The organism is Bradyrhizobium sp. I1.14.4 (assembly GCF_050435825.1).
GTDB lineage: Bacteria > Pseudomonadota > Alphaproteobacteria > Rhizobiales > Xanthobacteraceae > Bradyrhizobium.
In genome coordinates this window covers 154656-172983 of sequence record NZ_JBNDLA010000008.1, presented here as the reverse complement: position 1 = coordinate 172983, position 18328 = coordinate 154656, and the positions used below count along the sequence as shown (strand labels likewise).

The following is an 18328-nucleotide window of genomic DNA, read 5'->3' as shown; positions in this document are numbered from 1 at the left end:
GAAATGGCTCTCGGTTCCGGCGTGGCGGGCCTACCGCATGCTGGATTAGCCTGGCCTTTGCAACCCCCGAATGCCGGATGCCGGCCGCGTTCAATATGAGGGCGGGGCGCCGCGAAAAACGGCTCAGCCCTGACCGAGCAACTCCTTGATGCGACGCTGCAACTGCCGCTTCTTGATCTCGCTGCGGCGGACCCGCTCGTCGAGATCGCTGACCGGCGTGTCCGAGGTCATGATCCGGAAGGCGAGGCCGACCTTGTTGGCCTGCCGCCAGATCATGCGCGCCAGGAACGAGCGGCCCTTGCGCGCGATGCTCAGATTCATCTCTTCGGGCAGTCGCGTGGCGTCACCGAATTCAACACACGCGCCATGGTCGCTGATGTTGCGAACGACGCAATCCATCGTCGAGCCGCGCTCGTTGATCTCCGCAACCGCACCGTAAAACACCTTGTCGCGTGGGCTCTGGCGCCGGTCCTGCATGGGAAATCCTCCTAAATGAACGGCAGGACTGTACCGGTCCGGACCTGCGAAAAGAAGGGTACGAACGGAACCCGTTGTAGTTAGTGTAAATTGTTTGCATCTGTGAAGGTCGGGATTCCCGGCTATTTTGCGCCGCAAACGACCCGAGAAGTCAGTTCGGCACCCGGCTTTGCCGCCAATCACGCGGCGACAGGCCGTAATGGTCGCGGAACACGCGGCCGAAATGCGAGAGATCGTTAAAGCCCCAGGCGAACGCGATCTCGCCGATGTGGCGATGCGCGTGTTCCGGTGAAGCAAGGTCGCGCTTGCAGCGCTCCAGCCGTTGCGCCAGCACGAAGCGCTGGAACGAGGTGTCTTCGTCGGCCAGCAGGCTGTTGACGTAGCGCGGCGAGATGCCGAGCGCTGCGGCGGTCTCGGTGAGGCCAAGCTCGGGGTTCGGCAGATGGGCGAGCACGTGCGCCTTCAGCCGGTAGAGCAGGGCGGAACGGTGGGTTGAAGCCTGTAGCGCCACGCCGCCGAGCCGCTCGCTCATCGCCATCGCGAGCAGATCGGCGGCCTGATCGGCGAGGCGGATTGCGTTGTCCGGATCGAGCCTGTCGGCGATGTCGGAGAGTCCCGTGATGAACTGCCAGGCGAGCCGCTGCACCGGACGATCCGATGTGAACGTGGTCGCCGTGAGGCCGTGGGTACCGGCAAAGCGCCGGTGCAGCATCCCACGCGGCAGCTGGAAGATGGTCTGCGTGAAATCGTCGTCGAAGCGCAGCTCATAGGGCCGGGTGGTGTCGTAGAAGGCAAACTCGCCGGGCCGGATCAAGGTCTCGCGGCCGTCCTGCAGCACGGCGCCACAGCCGCGCTGGCCGAGCGCGATCAGCACGAAGTCCTCGCTGGCGTGCGCGATTCGCGACGGCGTGCGCAGCACGCGCTGCCGGCTCGACGAGACAATAGAGCATTTCACCGCACCGAGTTGCGCGCTGGTGATGGCGCCGTGAAAGGCGGTGCCGAGGTCGGACTTGCAGTCGAGCTGCACGAACACGTCGCAGACGATGTCCCGCCAGAGCGCGAGGCGCCGGTGCGTGGGCGCGTTGTCCGTGGTGAACAGGGCCGGCATGATTTCCTCCCTTCACGAGTGCAAACGCTGGCCACGCAAACAAAGCAAGCTTCGTACCGGCGCCGGCTGGGGAATCGCCTCCGCAGTCGAGTTTTCCTTCCGTCCTGGTCGAACGGCGTTCCCGGTCCCGGGGCAGCATGATGTCAGAGGCCGCTAGGGCCGATCAAGTACGAACCGGCCCAGGATTCCCAAGTCCGGCCGGCAGCGAGGAGGACATCATGGGCATCGAACATCCGAAATATCGCGTTGCGGTGTTGCAGGCCGCGCCCGCCTGGCTCGACCTCGACGCCTCCATCGCCAAGAGCATTTCGTTGATCGAGGAGGCCGCCGCCAAAGGGGCGAAACTGATCGCGTTCCCGGAAGCCTTCATCCCCGGCTATCCCTGGTACATCTGGCTGGACTCGCCGGCCTGGGCGATCGGGCGCGGTTTTGTGCAGCGCTATTTCGATAACTCGCTGAACTATGACGGTCCGCAGGCCGAGAAGCTGCGGCTGGCGGTGAAGAAGGCCGGGATGACCGCGGTGCTCGGCCTGTCCGAACGCGACGGCGGCAGCCTCTATCTCGCGCAATGGCTGATCGGACCCGACGGCGAGACCATCGCAAAGCGGCGCAAGCTGCGGCCGACGCATGCCGAGCGCACCGTCTATGGCGAGGGCGACGGCAGCGACCTTGCGGTGCATGACCGCCCCGGCATCGGCCGGCTCGGCGCGCTGTGCTGCTGGGAGCATCTGCAACCGCTGTCGAAATACGCGATGTATGCCCAGAACGAGCAGGTGCATGTCGCGGCCTGGCCGAGCTTCTCGCTGTACGACCCGTTCGCGCCGGCGCTCGGCTGGGAGGTCAACAACGCGGCCTCGCGCGTCTATGCGGTCGAGGGCTCGTGCTTCGTGCTGGCGCCCTGCGCCACGGTCTCGCAGGCGATGGTCGATGAGATGTGCGACCGCGACGACAAGCATGCGCTGCTGCATGTCGGCGGCGGACACGCCGCGATCTACGGGCCGGACGGCAGCTCGATCGCCGAGAAGCTGCCGCCCGATCAGGAAGGGCTGCTGCTCGCCGATATCGATCTCGGCGCGATCGGCATCGCCAAGAACGCCGCCGATCCGGCCGGGCATTATTCGCGACCCGACGTCACGCGTCTGCTGCTGAACAGGAAGCCCTCGAAGCGCGTCGAGCATTTCACGCTGCCGCTCGACAGTTTCGAGGAGATCGACGCGGCTGCGAGCTAACCGCATCAGGCGACATCCACCCGGAGGCGACTGCCATGGAATCCGCGATTCCGTCTCATCTGCAAACTGCGCGCTCCCGTCATCGCCGCGTGCCCGACGACTACGCGCCGCCTTATCCATCCTTCGTCGCGCGCCACAAGCCTGCGGTCGCAAGCGTGATCATGGCCTATTTCGGCGCGCAGTATCCCGGCGAGCCGACCGCCGCCGTGGCCGAGGCGCTGGCACAGATCGCAAAGCGCTTTGCCGGCGAGAACGGCCCGACGCATTGGGATCGCGCGCAATATGTCGATCAGGCCGGCTTCACCAACGTCGTCTCGGTCGCCTATTGGGACGATGCCGGGCGTTTCGACGCCTGGTTCGACGGTGCGCGCGAGGCCTGGACCGGCGGTGGCGCCGGCGATGGCGTCGGCCGCTTCATCGAAGTGCTGCGGCCGCATGTTGCGCGCTACGAAACGCTGTTCTCGTCGCTCGGCCGTCCGGAGGGCGTCGCTGTCCTCGCAGACGGCATGAGTGACGAGGTGCAGGAGCACGCCTATTGGGGCGGCATGCGCGACCGCATTCCGCTGTCACAGACCGACGCGATGACACCCGGCGGCGAGCCGCGCGTGATCCGTGACGGCGCGCGTGTCCGCGTGGTCGCGCATGACAATCTCTGCCTGATCCGCTCCGGCCAGGACTGGAGCGACACCGAGGCGTCGGAGCGCAAGATGTATCTCGACGATGTCGAGCCGGTGCTGCGCGAGGGCATGGAGTTCCTGCGCGACGACGGCGTGCCGATCGGCTGCTACGCCAACCGCTATATGCGCGTCGTCGACGCGGATGGAAGACAGACGGAAAAGTCCTACGGCCAGAGCTGGTGGAAGAGCCTGGCGGCGCTGGAGCGCTGGGCGGAATCGCATCCAACCCATGTCCGGATCTTTGGTGCGGCGATGAAGTATCTGTCCACCCTGGGGCCGAACGCGAAACTCAGGCTGTATCACGAGGTCACGGTCGCCGCCGCCGACGAGCAGCTCTTCGAGTATCTCGGCTGCCACGAACGGACCGGCATGCTCAACGCGGTGCAACTCGCGGCAGCGCCATCCGCCTGACGCAGGGGCGCCTGGTCCGAGCAGAGGTGTATCGAAGCTGCATTCCTTCTCCCGCTTGCGGGCAGGGCTATCGCAAATGGCGCTTGCGGGCTTCCGCAGCTGACATGCCCGCGTCGTCATAGCCGGACGCGATAGCCCGCCGTCGCAGGGGCGCACTGCCAAAATATCGAAAACAACCCCACGCAAAGCAGCCGGCGGATACGGCAACTTGACTCGACGGGCAAATCAGTGGCATTCTTCTATTATTCAGAAATCGTGCAGATGCCCTCAGCTTGCTCGGTGTCGTCACCCGCCCACCGGGTCTCGCCTTCGGCGAGCCCGATGACAGGCTCCTGCGGGTGATCCAGTATTCCAGAGACGTCTGTGCTTGAGCCGAGAGGCCGCGGCGTACTGGATGCGTGTGCGGGGCATGGCATCGGAGAGATGTGAGTCCGCGGCTCCTCCAACACGTCGTCCCTGCCTAGTGCGCAATTGCGCACGGGAGCAGGGACCCATACGCCGCGGCGGACCTTGTTGAACGGGCTCGTCGTTCCAGCATCGCCCAACAATTGGCATTTGTGGTTATGGGTCCCTGCTTTTGCAGGGACGACGATGAGGATGGTTCGCGATTCAAGGCGTCACACGGCGCGGTGTCATCACCCGCGCATGCGCATGCGGGTGATGAGTATTCCAGAGACCGCAGCGCTTGAGCCGAAGGGCCGCGGCGTCCGGCCAAACACCGTTGTACTTCTACGGCCGCAGCCGGCCGCCGCGCTCCGTGATCGCCAGCGCCAGCTCTGTGGCCGGGCCGCGCTTGGTCCGGCGCGCGGTGCGGACCACGAATTCGACGCTGCCGAGCGGCGGTAGGCCTGACGCCGGCATGGCTTCAAGACCGTCCGGGATCAGGCCTTGCGCCTGCGGCGTGATGCCGAGACCGGCGAGCGCCGCGGCGCGCAGGCCGCTGAGGCTGCCGCTGGAGCAGACGATGCGCCAGGGCCGCCCGAATCGCTCCATCGCCTCCAGCACCACGCTGCGGCTGACGCTCGGCGGAGCGTACAGGATCAGGGGCAGCGGCTGGTCGGGATCGAGCCGCATGCCCGGCGCGGCGGTCCACACCAGGCGGTCCTGCCACACCAGCTGTCCCAGCGCGTCGCCGGGCCTCCGCTTGCCCAGCACGAGGTCGAGCTCGCCGGCGTCGAGCTTCTGGTACAGCACGGCGCTGAGGCCGATCGTCAGCTCGAGATCGACCTGCGGATGGCGGCGGACGAAGTCGCGCAGCAGATCGGGCAGGCGCGAGCTGGCAAAATCCTCCGCGGCGCCGAACCGGACCTTGCCGCGCACTTGCGATCCCTCGAAGTAATCGCGGGCGCGCGCGTTGGCCTCCAGGATCGGGCGCGCAAAGCCGGTCATCGCCTCACCGTCGGCGGTGAGCACCACCGAATGGGTGTCGCGCACGAACAGGCGGCGGCCTGCGGCGGCCTCGAGCTTGCGGATGTGCTGGCTCACCGTCGACTGCTTCAGACCAAGGCGGCGGCCGGCTTCGGTGAAGTTCTGCGTCTGCACCACGGTGAGGAAGGTTTCGAGCTGGGTTGGGTCGAGCATCGCAGCGATCCGTCATTTCATAACGTAATGACAATAACATCGGTAAGCGCAGTTCACAATTGGCATGGGGAGAGCCACCTTTCAATCAAGGAAAGGAAGCCCACCATGACCATCAACCGCCTGCGCTCATTCATGCCCGTCGACCCCTACATCGCTGCCATCGTCGGCATGGTCGGCCTCGCGACGCTGTTGCCGCTGCACGGACAGGGCATCGTGATCGGCGGCTACGCCACCGATGCTGCGATCGCGCTGCTGTTCTTCCTCCACGGCGCCCGACTGTCGACGACGGAGGCGCTGGTCGGCGCCCGGCACTGGCGGCTGCACCTCGTGATCTTCCTGTCGACCTTTGCGCTGTTCCCGCTGCTCGGGCTTGCGGCCCATGCGCTGGCGCCGCATCTGCTGACGCCGGCGCTGTGGGCGGGCGTGATCCTGATCTGCATCCTGCCGTCGACCGTGCAGTCGTCGGTCGCCTTCACCTCGATCGCGCGCGGCAATGTCTCGGCGGCGCTGTGCTCGGCCACCGCCTCCAATCTGCTCGGCATCGTCGCGACGCCGCTGCTGGCGGGCTTCCTTCTGTCCAGCCATGGCGGCTTCTCCGGCAATGCCGCGCTCGACATCGTCGTGCAGCTCTTGCTGCCGTTCGTGGCAGGGCAATTGTCGCGGCCGCTGATCGGTCGCTGGGTCGCCAGGCACCATGCGATGCTCGGCCTGGTCGACCGCGGCTCGATCCTCCTGATCGTGTACACCGCGTTCAGCGACGGCGTCAGCCACGGCATCTGGCATCAGGTCAACGCGACGCAGATGGCGATCGTGCTCGGCCTCGATGCGATGCTGCTGGCGATCGTGCTGCTGGTCACCAATTTCGGCAGTAAGCTGCTCGGCTTCTCCCGCGCCGACCGCATCGCCATCATGTTCTGCGGCTCGAAGAAGAGTCTCGCGAGCGGGCTGCCGATGGCGAGCGTGCTGCTGGCCGGGCAGTCGGTCGGCCTGATCGTGCTGCCTCTGATGCTGTTTCACCAGATCCAGCTGATGACCTGCGCAGCGCTGGCGCGGCGTTATGCGGACAGCGACGACACCGCCTCACACGATGCGGTGCCGGTGCTCGTGAAGGCGCACTGAGCGCGGCCCCTCCGCTTGTCGTCCCCCGGCTTGACCGGGGGACCATTACGCCGCGGCTTCTCCGTCGCTGACCGGCGTCTCTGGAATACTGGATCACCCGTCGAGCCGGGCGATGACACCGTGAGGTTGGTAAGTGACCGCGCTAACCGTTCAGGCTTAAGCGACGCGCAGGCCCTTCGCGATTTCCTTCTGCGCGTCGAACTCGCGGCGCAGGCGGGCCAGTTCCTCGGCGCTCAGTGCCTCCGCGTTGCTGTAGTCGCGCTTCCAGGAAGCGTCCTCGCTCCAGCGGAGCGATGACTGCACGGTGGTCTGTGGACCGGGCGCAGTTTCCAACACGCGCAGCGCAAGCTCCAGCGTGAAGGCCTGCGAGGCCACGTCATGCGGCTTGCCTGCGGAGTTGCCGAGCGGCAAATCCGAGAACAGGAAGCGCGGCACCGCGGCGTGCTCGACGATATCCTTGGCGCAGCCCATCACGACGGTCGGGATGCCGTTGGCCTCGAGATGGCGTGCGACCAGGCTGACGGTCTGGTGGCAGACCGGGCAGCTCGGCACCAGCACTGCGGCATCGACATTGTCGTCACGGCAGCGCTTGAGGATTTCAGGCGCGTCGGTCTCGATGGTGACGCGGTGGCTGCGGTTGGTCGGGGCGCCGAAGAAGCGCGGAGCGACTTCGCCGATGGTGCCCGCCGCGGCGAGGCGCTTGAGTTGCGCCAGCGGGAACCAGGTGCCGCTGTCGGTCGCCGTGGTGTGGGTGCGGTCATAGGCGATGTGCGAAATCCGCAGATCGTGTGGCTGCGACGTGTCGCCGTCATAGACCGAATAGAACTTGGCCCCGCCATTGTATTTCGCGCCGGGACCCTGGTCGCCCCTGGCGGGATCGAACGGCGCCGCCGTCGTGATGATGGCGATGCGGGACTGGTTCAGCGATTTTTTCAGCGGTTCGAACGGGGCGGACGTGTAATGGGCCCAGCGGTAGGGGGTGGTGTAGCCGATCGCCGCGTAATAATCACGGGTCCGCTTCATGTAGCCGATCGGGGCATCGTCGTCGGGGGCAAAGCCGAGTTGATCGTCTGAAGCTGCGGCCATTTTGCGCTCCCTTTTGCGCGCCATCATTTCAGTCCATAGCTAGACCACGAGCTCGCGGTGTCAAGCCGCGCTGCGCGGGAACAGATTTGCAATGCGAACAGGTCGTTGCGCCGCATTGGTCATGCTTCTGTTGCTGGCGTCCGCGGCGGGCGCCGGCGCGGAGGATGCACCGGCCGCTCCTCCGGCGCCGCCGCCAGGCGCCGAGCAGCCCGCGACGCCACCTGCGGACAAGCCCGCCGACAAACCCGCGGCCTCGCCGGCGGAGCAGGCTGCTCCAGCGCCGGGAGAGCAGACCGCGCCATCGGCCGGGAAACCTGCCGCACCTCAGCCAGACACGCCCGCGGCACCCGCCGAGAAGCCCGCGGCGGCTACCGACAAGCCCGCGGACGATGCGCGGGAGAGCGACACCCGCGAGGCGATGTGCCTGATGATCGAGTCGGCGGCGCGGGCGAACGATTTGCCGCTCGAATTCTTCGCGCGCGTGATCTGGCAGGAGAGCCGTTTCCAGGCAGACGCGGTCGGTCCCGTCACGCGGAACGGCCAGCGCGCGCAGGGCATCGCGCAGTTCATGCCGGGCACCGCCAACGAGCGCGGGCTGCTCGATCCGTTCAATCCGGTGCAGGCGCTGCCGAAGTCGGCCGAATTCCTCAGCGAGCTGCGCAACCAGTTCGGCAATCTCGGCCTTGCGGCGGCCGCCTACAATGCCGGCCCGCGCCGGATCCAGGACTGGCTAGCCGGCTCCGGATACATGCCGCAGGAGACGCGCAACTACGTGTCCGCGATCACGGGGTCGAGCGTTGATGATTGGGCAGCCGCCGGCCGCAGCGGCAAGATGCCGGAGCGCAAGCCGACCGCGAGTTGCCGCGAGCTGATGGCGCTGTTGCAGCGCGCGCCCAATCCGTTCGTGGCCGGGCTCGAGCAGCACATTACGCTGTCGGCGGCCAAGCTGTGGGGCGTGCAGCTCGCGGCCGGATTCAGCCGCGACAAGGCACTTGCGATGTATGCCCGTGCCATCAAGCGGCTGTCCAACGTGATCGGTGATCAGGATCCGAGCCTGCTCTCCTCGCGCCTGCGCAGCCGCGGCAGCGCGACGTTCTACCAGGTGCGTATCGGCGCCGACACGCGCCCCGAGGCCGACGGCCTGTGCGGCCGCATCCGCAAGGCCGGCGGGGCGTGCTTCGTGCTGAAGAACAGGGCGTGATCCAGCCGGCCTACTGCATACCGGACCTGTGTTGTCGCTTGCTTGACCCTGCGGTCACCGCGCCCTAAGCCGCCGCGATTGCAAAACCATCCGGCTCCCCGTGGCGCTTCCTCGGCTTGATTCTCCGCAATGGCAAACCTCGTTCCGCGCCTTCCTGTGGGGCGCGCGGTCGATCGGCGCGACCGTGCTGACCCTGGTGCTGTTTGCGACCTATCTCGGCATCGGCGCGCTGGCGCATGATTCCGGTTTCTCGCTGGGCTGGACCTTGGCGAGCACGGCGTTCGTCTGGGCAGGGCCCGCGCAGATCATCGTGATCACGACGCTCGGCTCCGGCGCCACCGTGCTGCAATCGGCGATCGCGGTCACCGTCAGCGCCATCAGGCTGTTCCCGATGGTGGTGTCGGTGTTGCCGATGATGCACACGGAAGACACCAAGCGCCGGCATCTGATCCTTGTGGCGCATCTGACCGCCGTGACGCTGTGGGTCGAATGCTTCCGCTTCCTGCCGCAAGTGCCGCGCAACCGCCGCATCGCCTTTATCCATGGGCTCGGCTGCGGGCTGGTGACGGTCTGCCTGATCGCCAACACCATCGGCTACACGCTCGCGGCCAACCTCACGCCGCTGTTGGCCGCCGGCATGCTGATGCTGACGCCGCTCGCCTTCCTGTTCTCGACCGCGCGCAACTGCCGCGAGCTCGCCGATGTCATCGCGCTGGTGCTCGGCCTGCTGCTGTTCCCGCTGGCTGCCATGCTGAACAGCGGCGTCGACATCCTGGTCAGCGGCGTCGTCGCCGGAACCATCGCCTATGGCGTGCATCGGGCGAGAGCGGGCATCGTGAGGGCGCGCGCGTGAGCACCTTCATCGGCGACTGGCACGCGCTTGCGATCCTGTTCGTGGCCGGCGTCATTCCCAACCAGATATGGCGCATGCTCGGCCTGTGGTTCGGCGGCGGAATCGACGAGAATTCCGAGCTTCTGGTCTGGGTGAGGGCGGTCGCCACCGCGATCCTCGCCGGTATCATCGCGCAGATCGTGGTGCAGCCGCCGGGTGCGCTTGCCAGCGTGCCGGACTGGTTGCGCTACGGCGCCGTCGCCGCCGGCTTTGTGGTGTTCATGCTGGCGAGGAAATCGATCTTCGCCGGTGTGATCGCGGGTGAAATCGTCATGCTCGCTGGCAAATACTGGCTCGGCTGATTGCGGCGAGCGCATTATCCGTTACTGTCGTCCCCAACAAAACAACACCGGGGGAAACGGCATGCAGCGGCGCGCATCATCGTCCTTCATCGTGGCTCTGGCCGCCTTGCTGGTGGCGGCGCTGCCGGCGCGCGCCGCAGATTATCCGACGCGTCCGATCAAGCTCGTGGTGCCCTATGCCGCGGGCGGACCGACCGATGTGCTCGGCCGCATCGTCGGCGAGTATCTCGGGCGCGATCTCAAGCAGGTGGTCGTGGTCGAGAACAAGGCCGGCGCGCAGGGCGCGATCGGCGCCGAGGCCGTGGCGCGCTCCGATCCCGACGGCTACACGCTGTTCGTGACAGCCGCCTCGATCTTCGTACTCAATCCGCTGCTCTACAAGAAGTTGCCCTATGATCCGGCCAGGGACTTTCGCTTGCTGTCCGTGATAACGGATGCGCCGATGATCATGGAGGTGCATCCCTCAGTGCCCGCCACAACGATCGCCGAGTTCGTTGCCTATGCCAGGAAGAATCCCGGAAAACTCAATTTCGGATCGGCCGGCACCGGCGGCACGGTTCACCTCGCCGGCGAGATGTTCAAGCAGATGGCCGGCGTCGAGATGACCCATGTGCCCTACAAGGGCGCCGGGCCGGCGCTGACCGATCTGCTGTCGGGCAACATCCAGCTGATGTTCGATACGCTCGGCACTGCGCTGCCGCCGGTCAGGTCCGGCATGCTGCGCGCGCTCGGCGTCAGCTCGACGGAGCGCATTCCGGACTTGCCCGATCTGCCGACGATTGCCGAGAGCGGCTATCCCGATTATGCGGTCAGCGTCTGGTATGGTATCGCAGCGCCGTCGAAAGTGCCTGACGAGATTACCGACAAGATCAAGGCGAGCCTCGACCGGGCCTTGAATGACGAGGCGTTTCGCGCTTCGTTGGTCAGGATCGGTTTTCCGCCGCTGCACGCGAAGAGCCAGGCCGAGATCGACAAATTCGTAGATGCCGATCGCGCGCGGTGGGCGGGCGTGGTCAAGGCGCTGAACATATCGTTGGACTGAGACATGGTACGTGAAATGGAATTGCGCCAGGGCGAGGTCGCCGTCGATATGCCGACGGCTCGCCACGCCGGGCTCGTGTTCATCGGCCGTATCCGCACACCCTGGACCTCGCGGCTGGCGACGCCGCGGCAGGGGCGGCATGACGGGCCGGTGTGCCGGCTCGAGATTTTCGAGCCCTGGGTCGCCGCGATCAAGGGCGTCGATTTCTATTCAAATCTCGAGGTGCTGTACTGGCTGCACCAGTCGCGCCGCGACATCGTGCTGCAAAGCCCGAAGAACAACGGCAACACCCGCGGCACCTTCTCGCTGCGCTCGCCGGTGCGTCCGAACCCGATCGGGACCTCGATCGTCAAGCTGGTCGGTGTCGAGGGCAGCGTCATTCTGGTCCGCGGCCTCGACTGCCTCGACGAGACGCCGCTGATCGATGTCAAACCCGACCGCTGCGAGTTCACCCCGCTGGCCCCGCCACAGCCGGGCGATTTCGAGACGGAGTGACGGGCGCGACGCCGTCGCCCGGATAAGCGAAGCGACATCCGGGACCAATATCGCCAGCCTTCCCGGATATCGCTTCGCTCATCCGGGCTTCAAAATGGCCGTGCCTACTTCAACGCTGCGATCAGCTTCGCCGCGTTCGCCTCCAGCACCTTGCCGTCTTCCTTGTGGCTGGCGGGCGGCAGCAGTGCGACGCCGTTCTTGCGCGGCATCACGTGCATGTGGAGATGGAAGACGACCTGGCCGCCGGCGGGCTCGTTGAATTGCTGCACGGTGATGCCGTCGGCCTCGAACGCCTTCATCGAAGCGGCGGCGATCTTGTGCGCGGCGCGCGCGACATGGGCGTAGTCGTCAGGCGTGACGTCGAGGATATTGCGGGCAGGGGCCTTCGGGATGACAAGCGTATGCCCGGGCGAGCGCGGCATGATGTCGAGGAAGGCGATCACGTGCTCGTTCTCGTAGACCTTGTAGCAGGGAAACTCGCCGCGCAGGATTTTTGCGAAGGGATTGTTGTTGTCATAGGCGGCGGGCATGGGCGGCTCCTCGGATTTTTGTAGCTTTTGTTTAGGCATGATCGTTTCGGAAAACCGCGTCACACTTTTCCGGATCATGCCCTAATGTCTCGGTCGCGGCCGAAACGTCAAGCGTCGTCGTCGGCCGTCTTCCGGAACGGACCGGCCTCGGAGAGCTCGCGGCCGACCTCGGCGACATAGTCGCGCTCGCGCTTGAGGTAATCGGCGATCGCCCGGCGCAGCCCGGGATCGGCGATGAAATGCGCCGAGTAGGTGGTCTGCGGCAGGTAGCCGCGCGCCAGCTTGTGCTCGCCCTGCGCGCCGGCCTCGACCACCTTGAGCCCGCGCTGAACCGCGAAATCGATCGCCTGGTAGTAGCAGACCTCGAAATGCAGGAACGGGTGGTGTTCGATCGCGCCCCAGTTGCGGCCAAACAGCGTGTCCGAGCCGATGAAGTTGATCGCGCCCGCGATCCAGCGGCCATTGCGCTTGGCCATCACCAGCAGCACGTCCCGGCTCATGCTCTGGCCGATCAGCGAGAAGAATTCTCGGGTCAGATACGGCCGGCCCCATTTGCGTGATCCGGTTTCCATGTAGAACGCGAAGAACGCATCCCAGGCGTCCTCGGTGATATCGGAGCCGGTCAGCCGGTGGATGGTAACCCCGGCGGCAACCGCCTCGCGGCGCTCTCGCTTGATGCCCTTGCGGTGACGCGAGTTCAGCGAGCCGAGAAAATCGTCGAAGGTCTTGTAGCCCTCATTGTGCCAGTGGAACTGCTGGTCGGTCCGCTGCAGGAAGCCGTGTGCGCCGAGGAACCTGGCCTCGTCCTCGCGGGCAAAAGTGACGTGCACGGAGGACGCCTCGGTGGCGTTGCAGAGCGCCCGCAGGCCCCGCGCCAACGCCGAGCCGATCACCTCGCGGTCGACACCGTCGCGGATCAACAGCCGTGGCCCGGTCGCGGGTGTGAAGGGGACGGAGACCTGCAGCTTCGGATAGTAGCTGCCGCCGGCGCGGTGATAGGCCTCGGCCCAGCCGCGGTCGAACACGTATTCGCCCTGTGAATGGGATTTCAGATAGCAGGGCACGACGCCGACGATCTTGCCATCGAGCTTCGCGATCAGATGCCGCGGCCCCCAGCCGGTCCGCGGGCAGGCCGAATTCGAAGCTTCGGCGGCAGCAAAAAAGGCGTGGGAAACGAACGGGTTATAGCTCGAACTTGCGGTCGTCTGGCAATCGCCTGCGGCAGCAGGCGAGGCCAGCGTGTCGAGGCTGTGAATGCTGTCCGCGTCCGCCTTCGGATTGGCGCAAGCGTCCCATTCGGCGGGTGGAATGTCGCCGATGTCAGCTATAGCCTCTAGGGTAATTTCAGACGACGCCATCGAGAATGAAGACCGGTGCCTCTTTTGAGCATGATCTTTCCGGAACAGCTGGCCCAACTTCCGGATCATGCTCTGCATTCCGCCATCGCAGATGACGACCAACCCTTGCCAAGCCAACCATTGCCAAGATCGTGCGTCGCAGCGACGAGTTCAAGACTGCAAGGGACCATGTCTGGGGCATGTCAGGTTCCCGGCACAAACCCCTCGAAAATCATCTGGTCGGCGTAGCGCGCCGCGCGCTCGCGCTGTTCCGCGGTCCGGACGGTCCAGGCCAGCAGCGGGCAGCCGAACACGTTGCGGGCGATCCAGGGCGCCGGCGCCGGTAGCTGATTGATCCAGAAGGCGACGAAATGCGGCTCGGTCTTGAAGCCGTGGCGCAGATACCGCATGCCGTCGCGCTGTTCCGGCGTCAGCTTGGTCCAGGAACTGTCGTCGTAGGTGCGCTGGGCGGTGATACCGCGCGGCAAGGCCGGTATGATCTCGCGCAGCGCCAGCACCTGGTCGGGGTCGAAGGACATGCCGACAACAGGGCCGGAGTAGGATGACAGCACCTCGGCCATCCGCCGCACCAGCTTGCGGTCGCCGTCGAAATGGCTCTTCACCTCGATCACCAGCGGGACGCGGCCTGAGACCAGCGCGCAGAGATCGCCGAGCGTCATCATCTGCTCGGATGTATCCTTGAACTTGACCGCCTTCAGCTCAGCCGCCGTCTTCGTGGCCAACAGGCCCGAACCTTCAGTGAGGCGGCCGAGGGCATCGTCGTGATGCACCATCGCCTCGCCGTCGGCGGTGAGCTGGATATCGCACTCGATCGCGAAATTGCCGGCAATCGCGGCGTTGGCCGCGGCCGGCATGTTCTCGATCACACCGCGTGCGGCATCGTGCAGGCCGCGATGGGCGACCGGCCGTCTCGTCAGCCAACCAGGAGCGCGCATCGATCAGGAGACTTCGAACACACCCTCGACCTCGACCGCGGCATCCGCGGGCAGCGAGGCGACGCCGACGGTGGTGCGGGCATGGCGGCCCTTGTCACCGAAGGCCGCGACCATCAGGTCGGAGGCGCCGTTCATGACCTTCGGTCCGTCGAAGAAATCAGGCGCGGAGTTGATGAAGCCGCCCAATCGCACCACGCGCACGACCTTGTCGAGATCGCCGAGCGCGGCCTTGATCTGCGCCAGCAGGTTGATCGCGCAGCCGCGCGCGGCTTCGGTGCCTTGCTCAATCGTGACGCCGGCGCCGAGCTTGCCCTTGGCGATCAGCTTGCCTTCGGCGTTAAAACAAACCTGGCCGGACACGAACAGCAGGTTTCCGCTGCGGACGAAGGGGACGTAGTTGGCGACCGGGGAGGTCGGTTCGGGAAGTGTGATGCCCTGTGACGCCAGTTTCTGTTCGACGGTACCCGCCATTTTTTGTCCCCCAATTGGATTGCACGACGCCTGAAACGCGGTCAGGGCCCGGTTTGTTTCGCGCATCGTGCCGCCGGTTGCAAGCAACTGTAAAGGACGCGTAAGGCTGCCGTGATGCGCGGGAATCGCACGGAAAATTGTCGAAAATGACGGCACTTTCGCTGCGCACATTGCTATTTTGTCAGACTTGCCCCAGTTGCGGCGCAATACCACCGTCACTATTGTGGCGAATCCCTGCCTCCCCGAGGAAAAATCATGACCCTTCCGTTCCGGAATCCGTCGCGTGCCTTGGTGCTCACGATCGCCGTTGCCGCAGGATCCGGTCTGGTTCAAGGGCCCGCCGCCGCGGCCGGCGGGCCGTTTCTTGCGCATCAGGCGCTGTACGATCTCAGCCTGGTGAAATCACGCGGCTCCAACTCGGTCAGCGATGCGCGCGGGCGCATCCTCTACAATTTCACCGGCAGCTCCTGCGAAGGCTACACCTCCGAATTCCGCCAGGTGTCCGAGCTCGACAGCGGCGAAGGCAAGGTGACGCTGTCCGATCTCCGCTCAACGTCCTGGGAGGACGCGTCGGGCAAAAGCTACCGCTTCAAGATCGACACGCGGATGAACGACAGTGAATCGTCGCCGGTCGACGGCATCGCCGAGCGCGTCGGCGATCATATTACCGTGAAGCTGACCCAGCCGGTGAAGAAGACGTTCAATATCGACGGCAAGATCGTGTTCCCGACCGAGCAGATCCGGCACATCATCGCTGCCGCCCGTGACGGCAAATCGGTGCTCGAGCAGACCGTCTATGACGGCTCCGACAATGGCGAGAAGATCTACAACACGCTGACGGTGATCGGCCGACCGATCGCGGGTGACCGCGCGCCGTCATCGCCCGATCCGTCGACGGCGAGCGACGCGATGAAGACCATGACGCGCTGGCCGGTGACGGTGAGCTATTACGACAGCGATGCGCGGGCGAAGGACGGCGAGCAGACGCCGGTCTACGCAATGTCGTTCGAGCTCTACGAGAACGGCGTCTCCCGCGCGCTGGTGCTTGATTACAACGATTTCGTAATCTCGGGCGCGCTGGACAAGTTCGACGTCAGGGATTCCAAGCCCTGCAAGTGACGGCTGGCTATCGCCGCCCACTCGGTGTCGTCCCTGCTTTCGCCGAGACGACGGCGGAGCAAGCCTGAGCACCCTGCGGGACTGCACTGGCCGGAACCGTCCGACACGAGTACGCTTTCCAAGACGCGCGTATCAGGGAGGCGCATCATGAGCAAGCTCGACCATCTTCGCCCCAGCGGCCTGCATCACAATCCGGCTTACTCCCACGTCGTCGTGGCGTCGGGCGCGCGCACGATCTACATTTCGGGACAGGTTTCTGTCGACGAGGAGGGCCGCGTGGTCGGCGCCGGCGATCTCGCCGCGCAGACGACGCAGGTGATGCAAAACCTCGGCATGGCGCTGAAGGCCGCCGGTGCCAGCTATTCCAACATCGTCAAGATCACGACCTTCGTGGTGGGCTACAAGCCGGAGCTTCGCCCCATCATCGGCAAGGCGCGCTCGGCGTTCTTTGAGGGGATGGAGCCGCCGGCCTCTACGCTGGTCGGCGTCACCGCGCTCGCGGCGCCGGAATGGCTGATCGAGATCGAGGCGGTTGCGGTCGCCGATTGATATCTTTTCGGTCGTCATGCGCGGGCTTGACCCGCGCATCCATCGCTCTTCCAAGAATCTTGCTGGATGGATGGCCGGGTCAAGCCCGGCCTTGACGACTGAAGGCTACTCCTCCCCCGGCTTTCCTGGCCCTTCATAGGCAATGCCCCTGATCACGGCGGCATTGCCGAACTTCTTGCGCAGATTGTCCATCGCCCGTTCGGCGTGCGCCGAGCGGCGGTCGAGCATGTCGGAATCGTTGGCCTGCGAGCCCGGGCGCAGCGCGCTGACGCCGGTGCCCATCAGGCGGAAGGCGGTGCCGTCGATTTCCTTCACCAGCATCTCGCGCGAGACCGCAAAGATCTTGGCGGCGAGCTGGGTCGGGGTCTGGATCGATTGGGAGCGGGTGCGCTGGCGGAAGTCCGCGGTCTTCAGCTTCAGCGTGATGGTGCAGCCCGAAAGCTCGCTGGTCTTCAGCCGCGCCGAGACCTTCTCGGACAGTTTCCAGAGCAGTTTTTCCAGCGTGGCGAAGTCGCGGAGATCGGTCTCGAAGGTGGTCTCGCTCGAGATCGTCTTGGCGCCGCGATCGGGCACCACTGAGCGGTCGTCGATGCCGCGCGCCAGTCGCCACAGCCTGCGGCCTTCGCTGGCGAACTGCTTCATCAGCTCGTTCTCGTCGGCGCGCTGCAGGTCGGCGATGACGCGGAAGCCGCGTTGCACGAGCTTCTCCTGCGTCGCAGGGCCAACCCCGTAGATGAACCCGACCGGCTTGCTTGCCAGCATCTCGCGCGCCTCGTCCTGGTCGAGCGTGGCGAAGCCCCTGGGCTTGTCGAGGTCGGAAGCGATCTTGGCGAGGAACTTGTTGCAGGACAGCCCGACCGACACCGTGATGCCGATATCGCGCTCGATATCGCGGGCGAATTTGGCAAGCACCTTGGCCGGGATCATGCCGTGAACGCGCTGCGTGCCGGAGAGATCGAGGAAGGCTTCGTCGATCGACAGCGGCTCGACCAGCGGCGTCAGCGCCTGCATCGCCTGGCGCACCTCGCGCCCGACCCGGACATATTTCGCCATGTCCGGAGGGATCACGGCCGCGTCCGGGCAGAGTTCCAGCGCTTTGAACATCGGCATCGCCGAACGGACGCCGTAGGTGCGGGCGATGTAGCAGGCGGCGGACACGACGCCGCGCTTGCCGCCGCCGATGATGACGGGGCGGTCGGCGATCTCAGAGTTGTCGCGCTTCTCGACGGTAGCGTAAAACGCGTCACAATCGATATGCGCCAGCGCCAGCGCGGGCAGGGCGCGATGACGCACCAGCCGCGGCGAACCGCAATGGCTGCAACGCTTCACCTTGATATCGAGATCGCCGAGGCAGTCTCGGCAGAAACTGAGGGGGCCGTCGGAAGCTGCCGCTGCCGTCGTCACGGCACGTCGCGCTCCCATTTTGGGTCGCCCAGCACTTGATGGGCGGCAGCGATGTTGGTCGGGTGCAACTCGGAGGCCTGCGCGAACGCCTTCACGGTGGCATCGTCGCGCATCACGAAATCGAGCACGCTCGCAAGAAATTGAGGATTGGATGCTGCGTTCCGCAGCGTCTCTGGACCGATTCCGGTCTCGGCCAGGAACAGGCCCAGCCGTTCTGGATCGCCGGCAATAAAGCCGAGCGCCTGAATCGCAACGATTTCAGCTACTTCCCGGGGGTTGTGAACAGGCTTTTTCAACGCGCCGGTTTGCCTTTCCATTAACTTATGGTCTCTATTGAGAGGC

Annotated in this window: 20 protein-coding genes; 10 read left to right on the top strand and 10 right to left on the bottom strand. The window is 65.4% G+C overall.

The annotated features are described in order from the left end of the window. Positions 1-123: 123 nt before the first annotated feature. Positions 124-477 carry a PilZ domain-containing protein gene (locus ABIB78_RS18590; RefSeq protein ID WP_429027122.1) on the bottom strand — a complete coding sequence of 118 codons (354 nt, stop codon included), beginning with the start codon at positions 475-477 and terminating at the stop codon, positions 124-126. Positions 478-628: 151 nt separating this feature from the next. Continuing rightward, positions 629-1585: a helix-turn-helix domain-containing protein gene (locus ABIB78_RS18585; RefSeq protein ID WP_429027120.1), complete on the bottom strand. Its 957-nt coding sequence runs from the start codon at positions 1583-1585 to the stop codon at positions 629-631. 218 nt (positions 1586-1803) lie between these two features. Here ABIB78_RS18585 and ABIB78_RS18580 point away from each other — a divergent pair, with 218 nt between their 5' ends. Continuing rightward, complete coding sequence (locus ABIB78_RS18580) at positions 1804-2814, top strand: carbon-nitrogen hydrolase family protein (RefSeq protein WP_429027118.1); 1011 nt, start codon at positions 1804-1806, stop codon at positions 2812-2814. Between the two features lie 35 nt (positions 2815-2849). Beyond that, the gene (locus ABIB78_RS18575; RefSeq protein ID WP_429027116.1) at positions 2850-3902 is read left to right on the top strand and encodes a phenylacetaldoxime dehydratase family protein; all 1053 of its coding nucleotides are present in this window, start codon (positions 2850-2852) and stop codon (positions 3900-3902) included. A gap of 729 nt (positions 3903-4631) precedes the next feature. On the opposite strand, the gene ABIB78_RS18570 is transcribed toward ABIB78_RS18575, so the two are convergent. Beyond that, positions 4632-5483 carry a LysR family transcriptional regulator gene (locus tag ABIB78_RS18570; protein ID WP_429027114.1) on the bottom strand — a complete coding sequence of 284 codons (852 nt, stop codon included), beginning with the start codon at positions 5481-5483 and terminating at the stop codon, positions 4632-4634. Positions 5484-5588: 105 nt separating this feature from the next. Here ABIB78_RS18570 and ABIB78_RS18565 point away from each other — a divergent pair, with 105 nt between their 5' ends. Beyond that, on the top strand, positions 5589-6602 hold the full coding sequence (locus ABIB78_RS18565; protein ID WP_429027112.1) for a bile acid:sodium symporter family protein: 1014 nt from the start codon (positions 5589-5591) through the stop codon (positions 6600-6602). 156 nt (positions 6603-6758) lie between these two features. Here ABIB78_RS18565 and ABIB78_RS18560 read toward each other — a convergent pair whose 3' ends face one another. Further along, on the bottom strand, positions 6759-7688 hold the full coding sequence (locus ABIB78_RS18560) for a glycine/sarcosine/betaine reductase selenoprotein B family protein (protein ID WP_429027110.1): 930 nt from the start codon (positions 7686-7688) through the stop codon (positions 6759-6761). Positions 7689-7809: 121 nt separating this feature from the next. On the opposite strand from ABIB78_RS18560, the gene ABIB78_RS18555 reads away from it, so the two are divergent. The 5 genes from ABIB78_RS18555 to tsaA all read left to right on the top strand — a co-directional run bounded on the left by ABIB78_RS18555 (position 7810) and on the right by tsaA (position 11620). Continuing rightward, complete coding sequence (locus tag ABIB78_RS18555; RefSeq protein ID WP_429027108.1) at positions 7810-8889, top strand: transglycosylase SLT domain-containing protein; 1080 nt, start codon at positions 7810-7812, stop codon at positions 8887-8889. Between the two features lie 100 nt (positions 8890-8989). Then, complete coding sequence (locus ABIB78_RS18550) at positions 8990-9742, top strand: AzlC family ABC transporter permease (RefSeq protein WP_429027106.1); 753 nt, start codon at positions 8990-8992, stop codon at positions 9740-9742. After that, positions 9739-10083 (top strand): AzlD domain-containing protein, encoded by a 345-nt coding sequence (locus ABIB78_RS18545; RefSeq protein ID WP_429027104.1) that lies wholly within the window; start codon positions 9739-9741, stop codon positions 10081-10083. Before ABIB78_RS18550 ends, ABIB78_RS18545 begins: the two co-directional genes overlap by 4 nt. A 61-nt stretch (positions 10084-10144) precedes the next feature. Continuing rightward, positions 10145-11125 carry a Bug family tripartite tricarboxylate transporter substrate binding protein gene (locus tag ABIB78_RS18540; protein WP_429027102.1) on the top strand — a complete coding sequence of 327 codons (981 nt, stop codon included), beginning with the start codon at positions 10145-10147 and terminating at the stop codon, positions 11123-11125. Positions 11126-11128: 3 nt separating this feature from the next. Continuing rightward, entirely contained in the window at positions 11129-11620 is a 492-nt protein-coding gene (tsaA, locus tag ABIB78_RS18535; protein WP_429027100.1) for a tRNA (N6-threonylcarbamoyladenosine(37)-N6)-methyltransferase TrmO, read from the top strand. Between the two features lie 104 nt (positions 11621-11724). Here the strand turns inward: tsaA and ABIB78_RS18530 are convergent, their stop codons facing one another. The 4 genes from ABIB78_RS18530 to ABIB78_RS18515 form a co-directional block, all read right to left on the bottom strand. Next, complete coding sequence (locus ABIB78_RS18530; RefSeq protein WP_429027098.1) at positions 11725-12150, bottom strand: HIT family protein; 426 nt, start codon at positions 12148-12150, stop codon at positions 11725-11727. Between the two features lie 107 nt (positions 12151-12257). Next, the gene (locus ABIB78_RS18525; RefSeq protein ID WP_429027096.1) at positions 12258-13508 is read right to left on the bottom strand and encodes a GNAT family N-acetyltransferase; all 1251 of its coding nucleotides are present in this window, start codon (positions 13506-13508) and stop codon (positions 12258-12260) included. Between the two features lie 182 nt (positions 13509-13690). Continuing rightward, positions 13691-14443: a glycerophosphodiester phosphodiesterase family protein gene (locus ABIB78_RS18520; RefSeq protein ID WP_429027094.1), complete on the bottom strand. Its 753-nt coding sequence runs from the start codon at positions 14441-14443 to the stop codon at positions 13691-13693. 3 nt (positions 14444-14446) lie between these two features. Then, the gene (locus tag ABIB78_RS18515) at positions 14447-14914 is read right to left on the bottom strand and encodes a RidA family protein (protein ID WP_429027092.1); all 468 of its coding nucleotides are present in this window, start codon (positions 14912-14914) and stop codon (positions 14447-14449) included. 255 nt (positions 14915-15169) lie between these two features. Here ABIB78_RS18515 and ABIB78_RS18510 point away from each other — a divergent pair, with 255 nt between their 5' ends. Both ABIB78_RS18510 and ABIB78_RS18505 read left to right on the top strand, forming a co-directional pair. Next, positions 15170-16033, top strand: coding sequence for a cell envelope integrity EipB family protein (locus ABIB78_RS18510; protein ID WP_429027090.1), 864 nt, complete (start codon positions 15170-15172; stop codon positions 16031-16033). A 147-nt stretch (positions 16034-16180) separates the two neighbouring features. After that, positions 16181-16582, top strand: a complete 402-nt coding sequence (locus tag ABIB78_RS18505) for a RidA family protein (RefSeq protein WP_411783222.1) — start codon at positions 16181-16183, stop codon at positions 16580-16582. 105 nt (positions 16583-16687) lie between these two features. Here the strand turns inward: ABIB78_RS18505 and ABIB78_RS18500 are convergent, their stop codons facing one another. Both ABIB78_RS18500 and ABIB78_RS18495 read right to left on the bottom strand, forming a co-directional pair. Next, entirely contained in the window at positions 16688-18004 is a 1317-nt protein-coding gene (locus tag ABIB78_RS18500) for a DNA polymerase IV (RefSeq protein ID WP_429027087.1), read from the bottom strand. Beyond that, on the bottom strand, positions 17983-18282 hold the full coding sequence (locus ABIB78_RS18495) for a DUF3572 domain-containing protein (RefSeq protein WP_097673376.1): 300 nt from the start codon (positions 18280-18282) through the stop codon (positions 17983-17985). Before ABIB78_RS18495 ends, ABIB78_RS18500 begins: the two co-directional genes overlap by 22 nt. Between the last annotated feature and the right edge of the window lie 46 nt (positions 18283-18328).

Excerpts from the sequence above, each read along its gene's own strand:
- ABIB78_RS18590 (WP_429027122.1), bottom strand. The coding sequence starts at position 477 with ATGCAGGACCGGCGCCAGAGCCCACGCGACAAGGTGTTTTACGGTGCG.
- ABIB78_RS18585 (WP_429027120.1), bottom strand. The coding sequence starts at position 1,585 with ATGCCGGCCCTGTTCACCACGGACAACGCGCCCACGCACCGGCGCCTC.
- ABIB78_RS18580 (WP_429027118.1), top strand. The coding sequence starts at position 1,804 with ATGGGCATCGAACATCCGAAATATCGCGTTGCGGTGTTGCAGGCCGCG.
- ABIB78_RS18575 (WP_429027116.1), top strand. The coding sequence starts at position 2,850 with ATGGAATCCGCGATTCCGTCTCATCTGCAAACTGCGCGCTCCCGTCAT.
- ABIB78_RS18570 (WP_429027114.1), bottom strand. The coding sequence starts at position 5,483 with ATGCTCGACCCAACCCAGCTCGAAACCTTCCTCACCGTGGTGCAGACG.
- ABIB78_RS18565 (WP_429027112.1), top strand. The coding sequence starts at position 5,589 with ATGACCATCAACCGCCTGCGCTCATTCATGCCCGTCGACCCCTACATC.
- ABIB78_RS18560 (WP_429027110.1), bottom strand. The coding sequence starts at position 7,688 with ATGGCCGCAGCTTCAGACGATCAACTCGGCTTTGCCCCCGACGACGAT.
- ABIB78_RS18555 (WP_429027108.1), top strand. The coding sequence starts at position 7,810 with ATGCTTCTGTTGCTGGCGTCCGCGGCGGGCGCCGGCGCGGAGGATGCA.
- ABIB78_RS18540 (WP_429027102.1), top strand. The coding sequence starts at position 10,145 with ATGCAGCGGCGCGCATCATCGTCCTTCATCGTGGCTCTGGCCGCCTTG.
- tsaA (WP_429027100.1), top strand. The coding sequence starts at position 11,129 with ATGGTACGTGAAATGGAATTGCGCCAGGGCGAGGTCGCCGTCGATATG.
- ABIB78_RS18530 (WP_429027098.1), bottom strand. The coding sequence starts at position 12,150 with ATGCCCGCCGCCTATGACAACAACAATCCCTTCGCAAAAATCCTGCGC.
- ABIB78_RS18525 (WP_429027096.1), bottom strand. The coding sequence starts at position 13,508 with ATGGCGTCGTCTGAAATTACCCTAGAGGCTATAGCTGACATCGGCGAC.
- ABIB78_RS18520 (WP_429027094.1), bottom strand. The coding sequence starts at position 14,443 with ATGCGCGCTCCTGGTTGGCTGACGAGACGGCCGGTCGCCCATCGCGGC.
- ABIB78_RS18515 (WP_429027092.1), bottom strand. The coding sequence starts at position 14,914 with ATGGCGGGTACCGTCGAACAGAAACTGGCGTCACAGGGCATCACACTT.
- ABIB78_RS18510 (WP_429027090.1), top strand. The coding sequence starts at position 15,170 with ATGACCCTTCCGTTCCGGAATCCGTCGCGTGCCTTGGTGCTCACGATC.
- ABIB78_RS18505 (WP_411783222.1), top strand. The coding sequence starts at position 16,181 with ATGAGCAAGCTCGACCATCTTCGCCCCAGCGGCCTGCATCACAATCCG.
- ABIB78_RS18500 (WP_429027087.1), bottom strand. The coding sequence starts at position 18,004 with ATGGGAGCGCGACGTGCCGTGACGACGGCAGCGGCAGCTTCCGACGGC.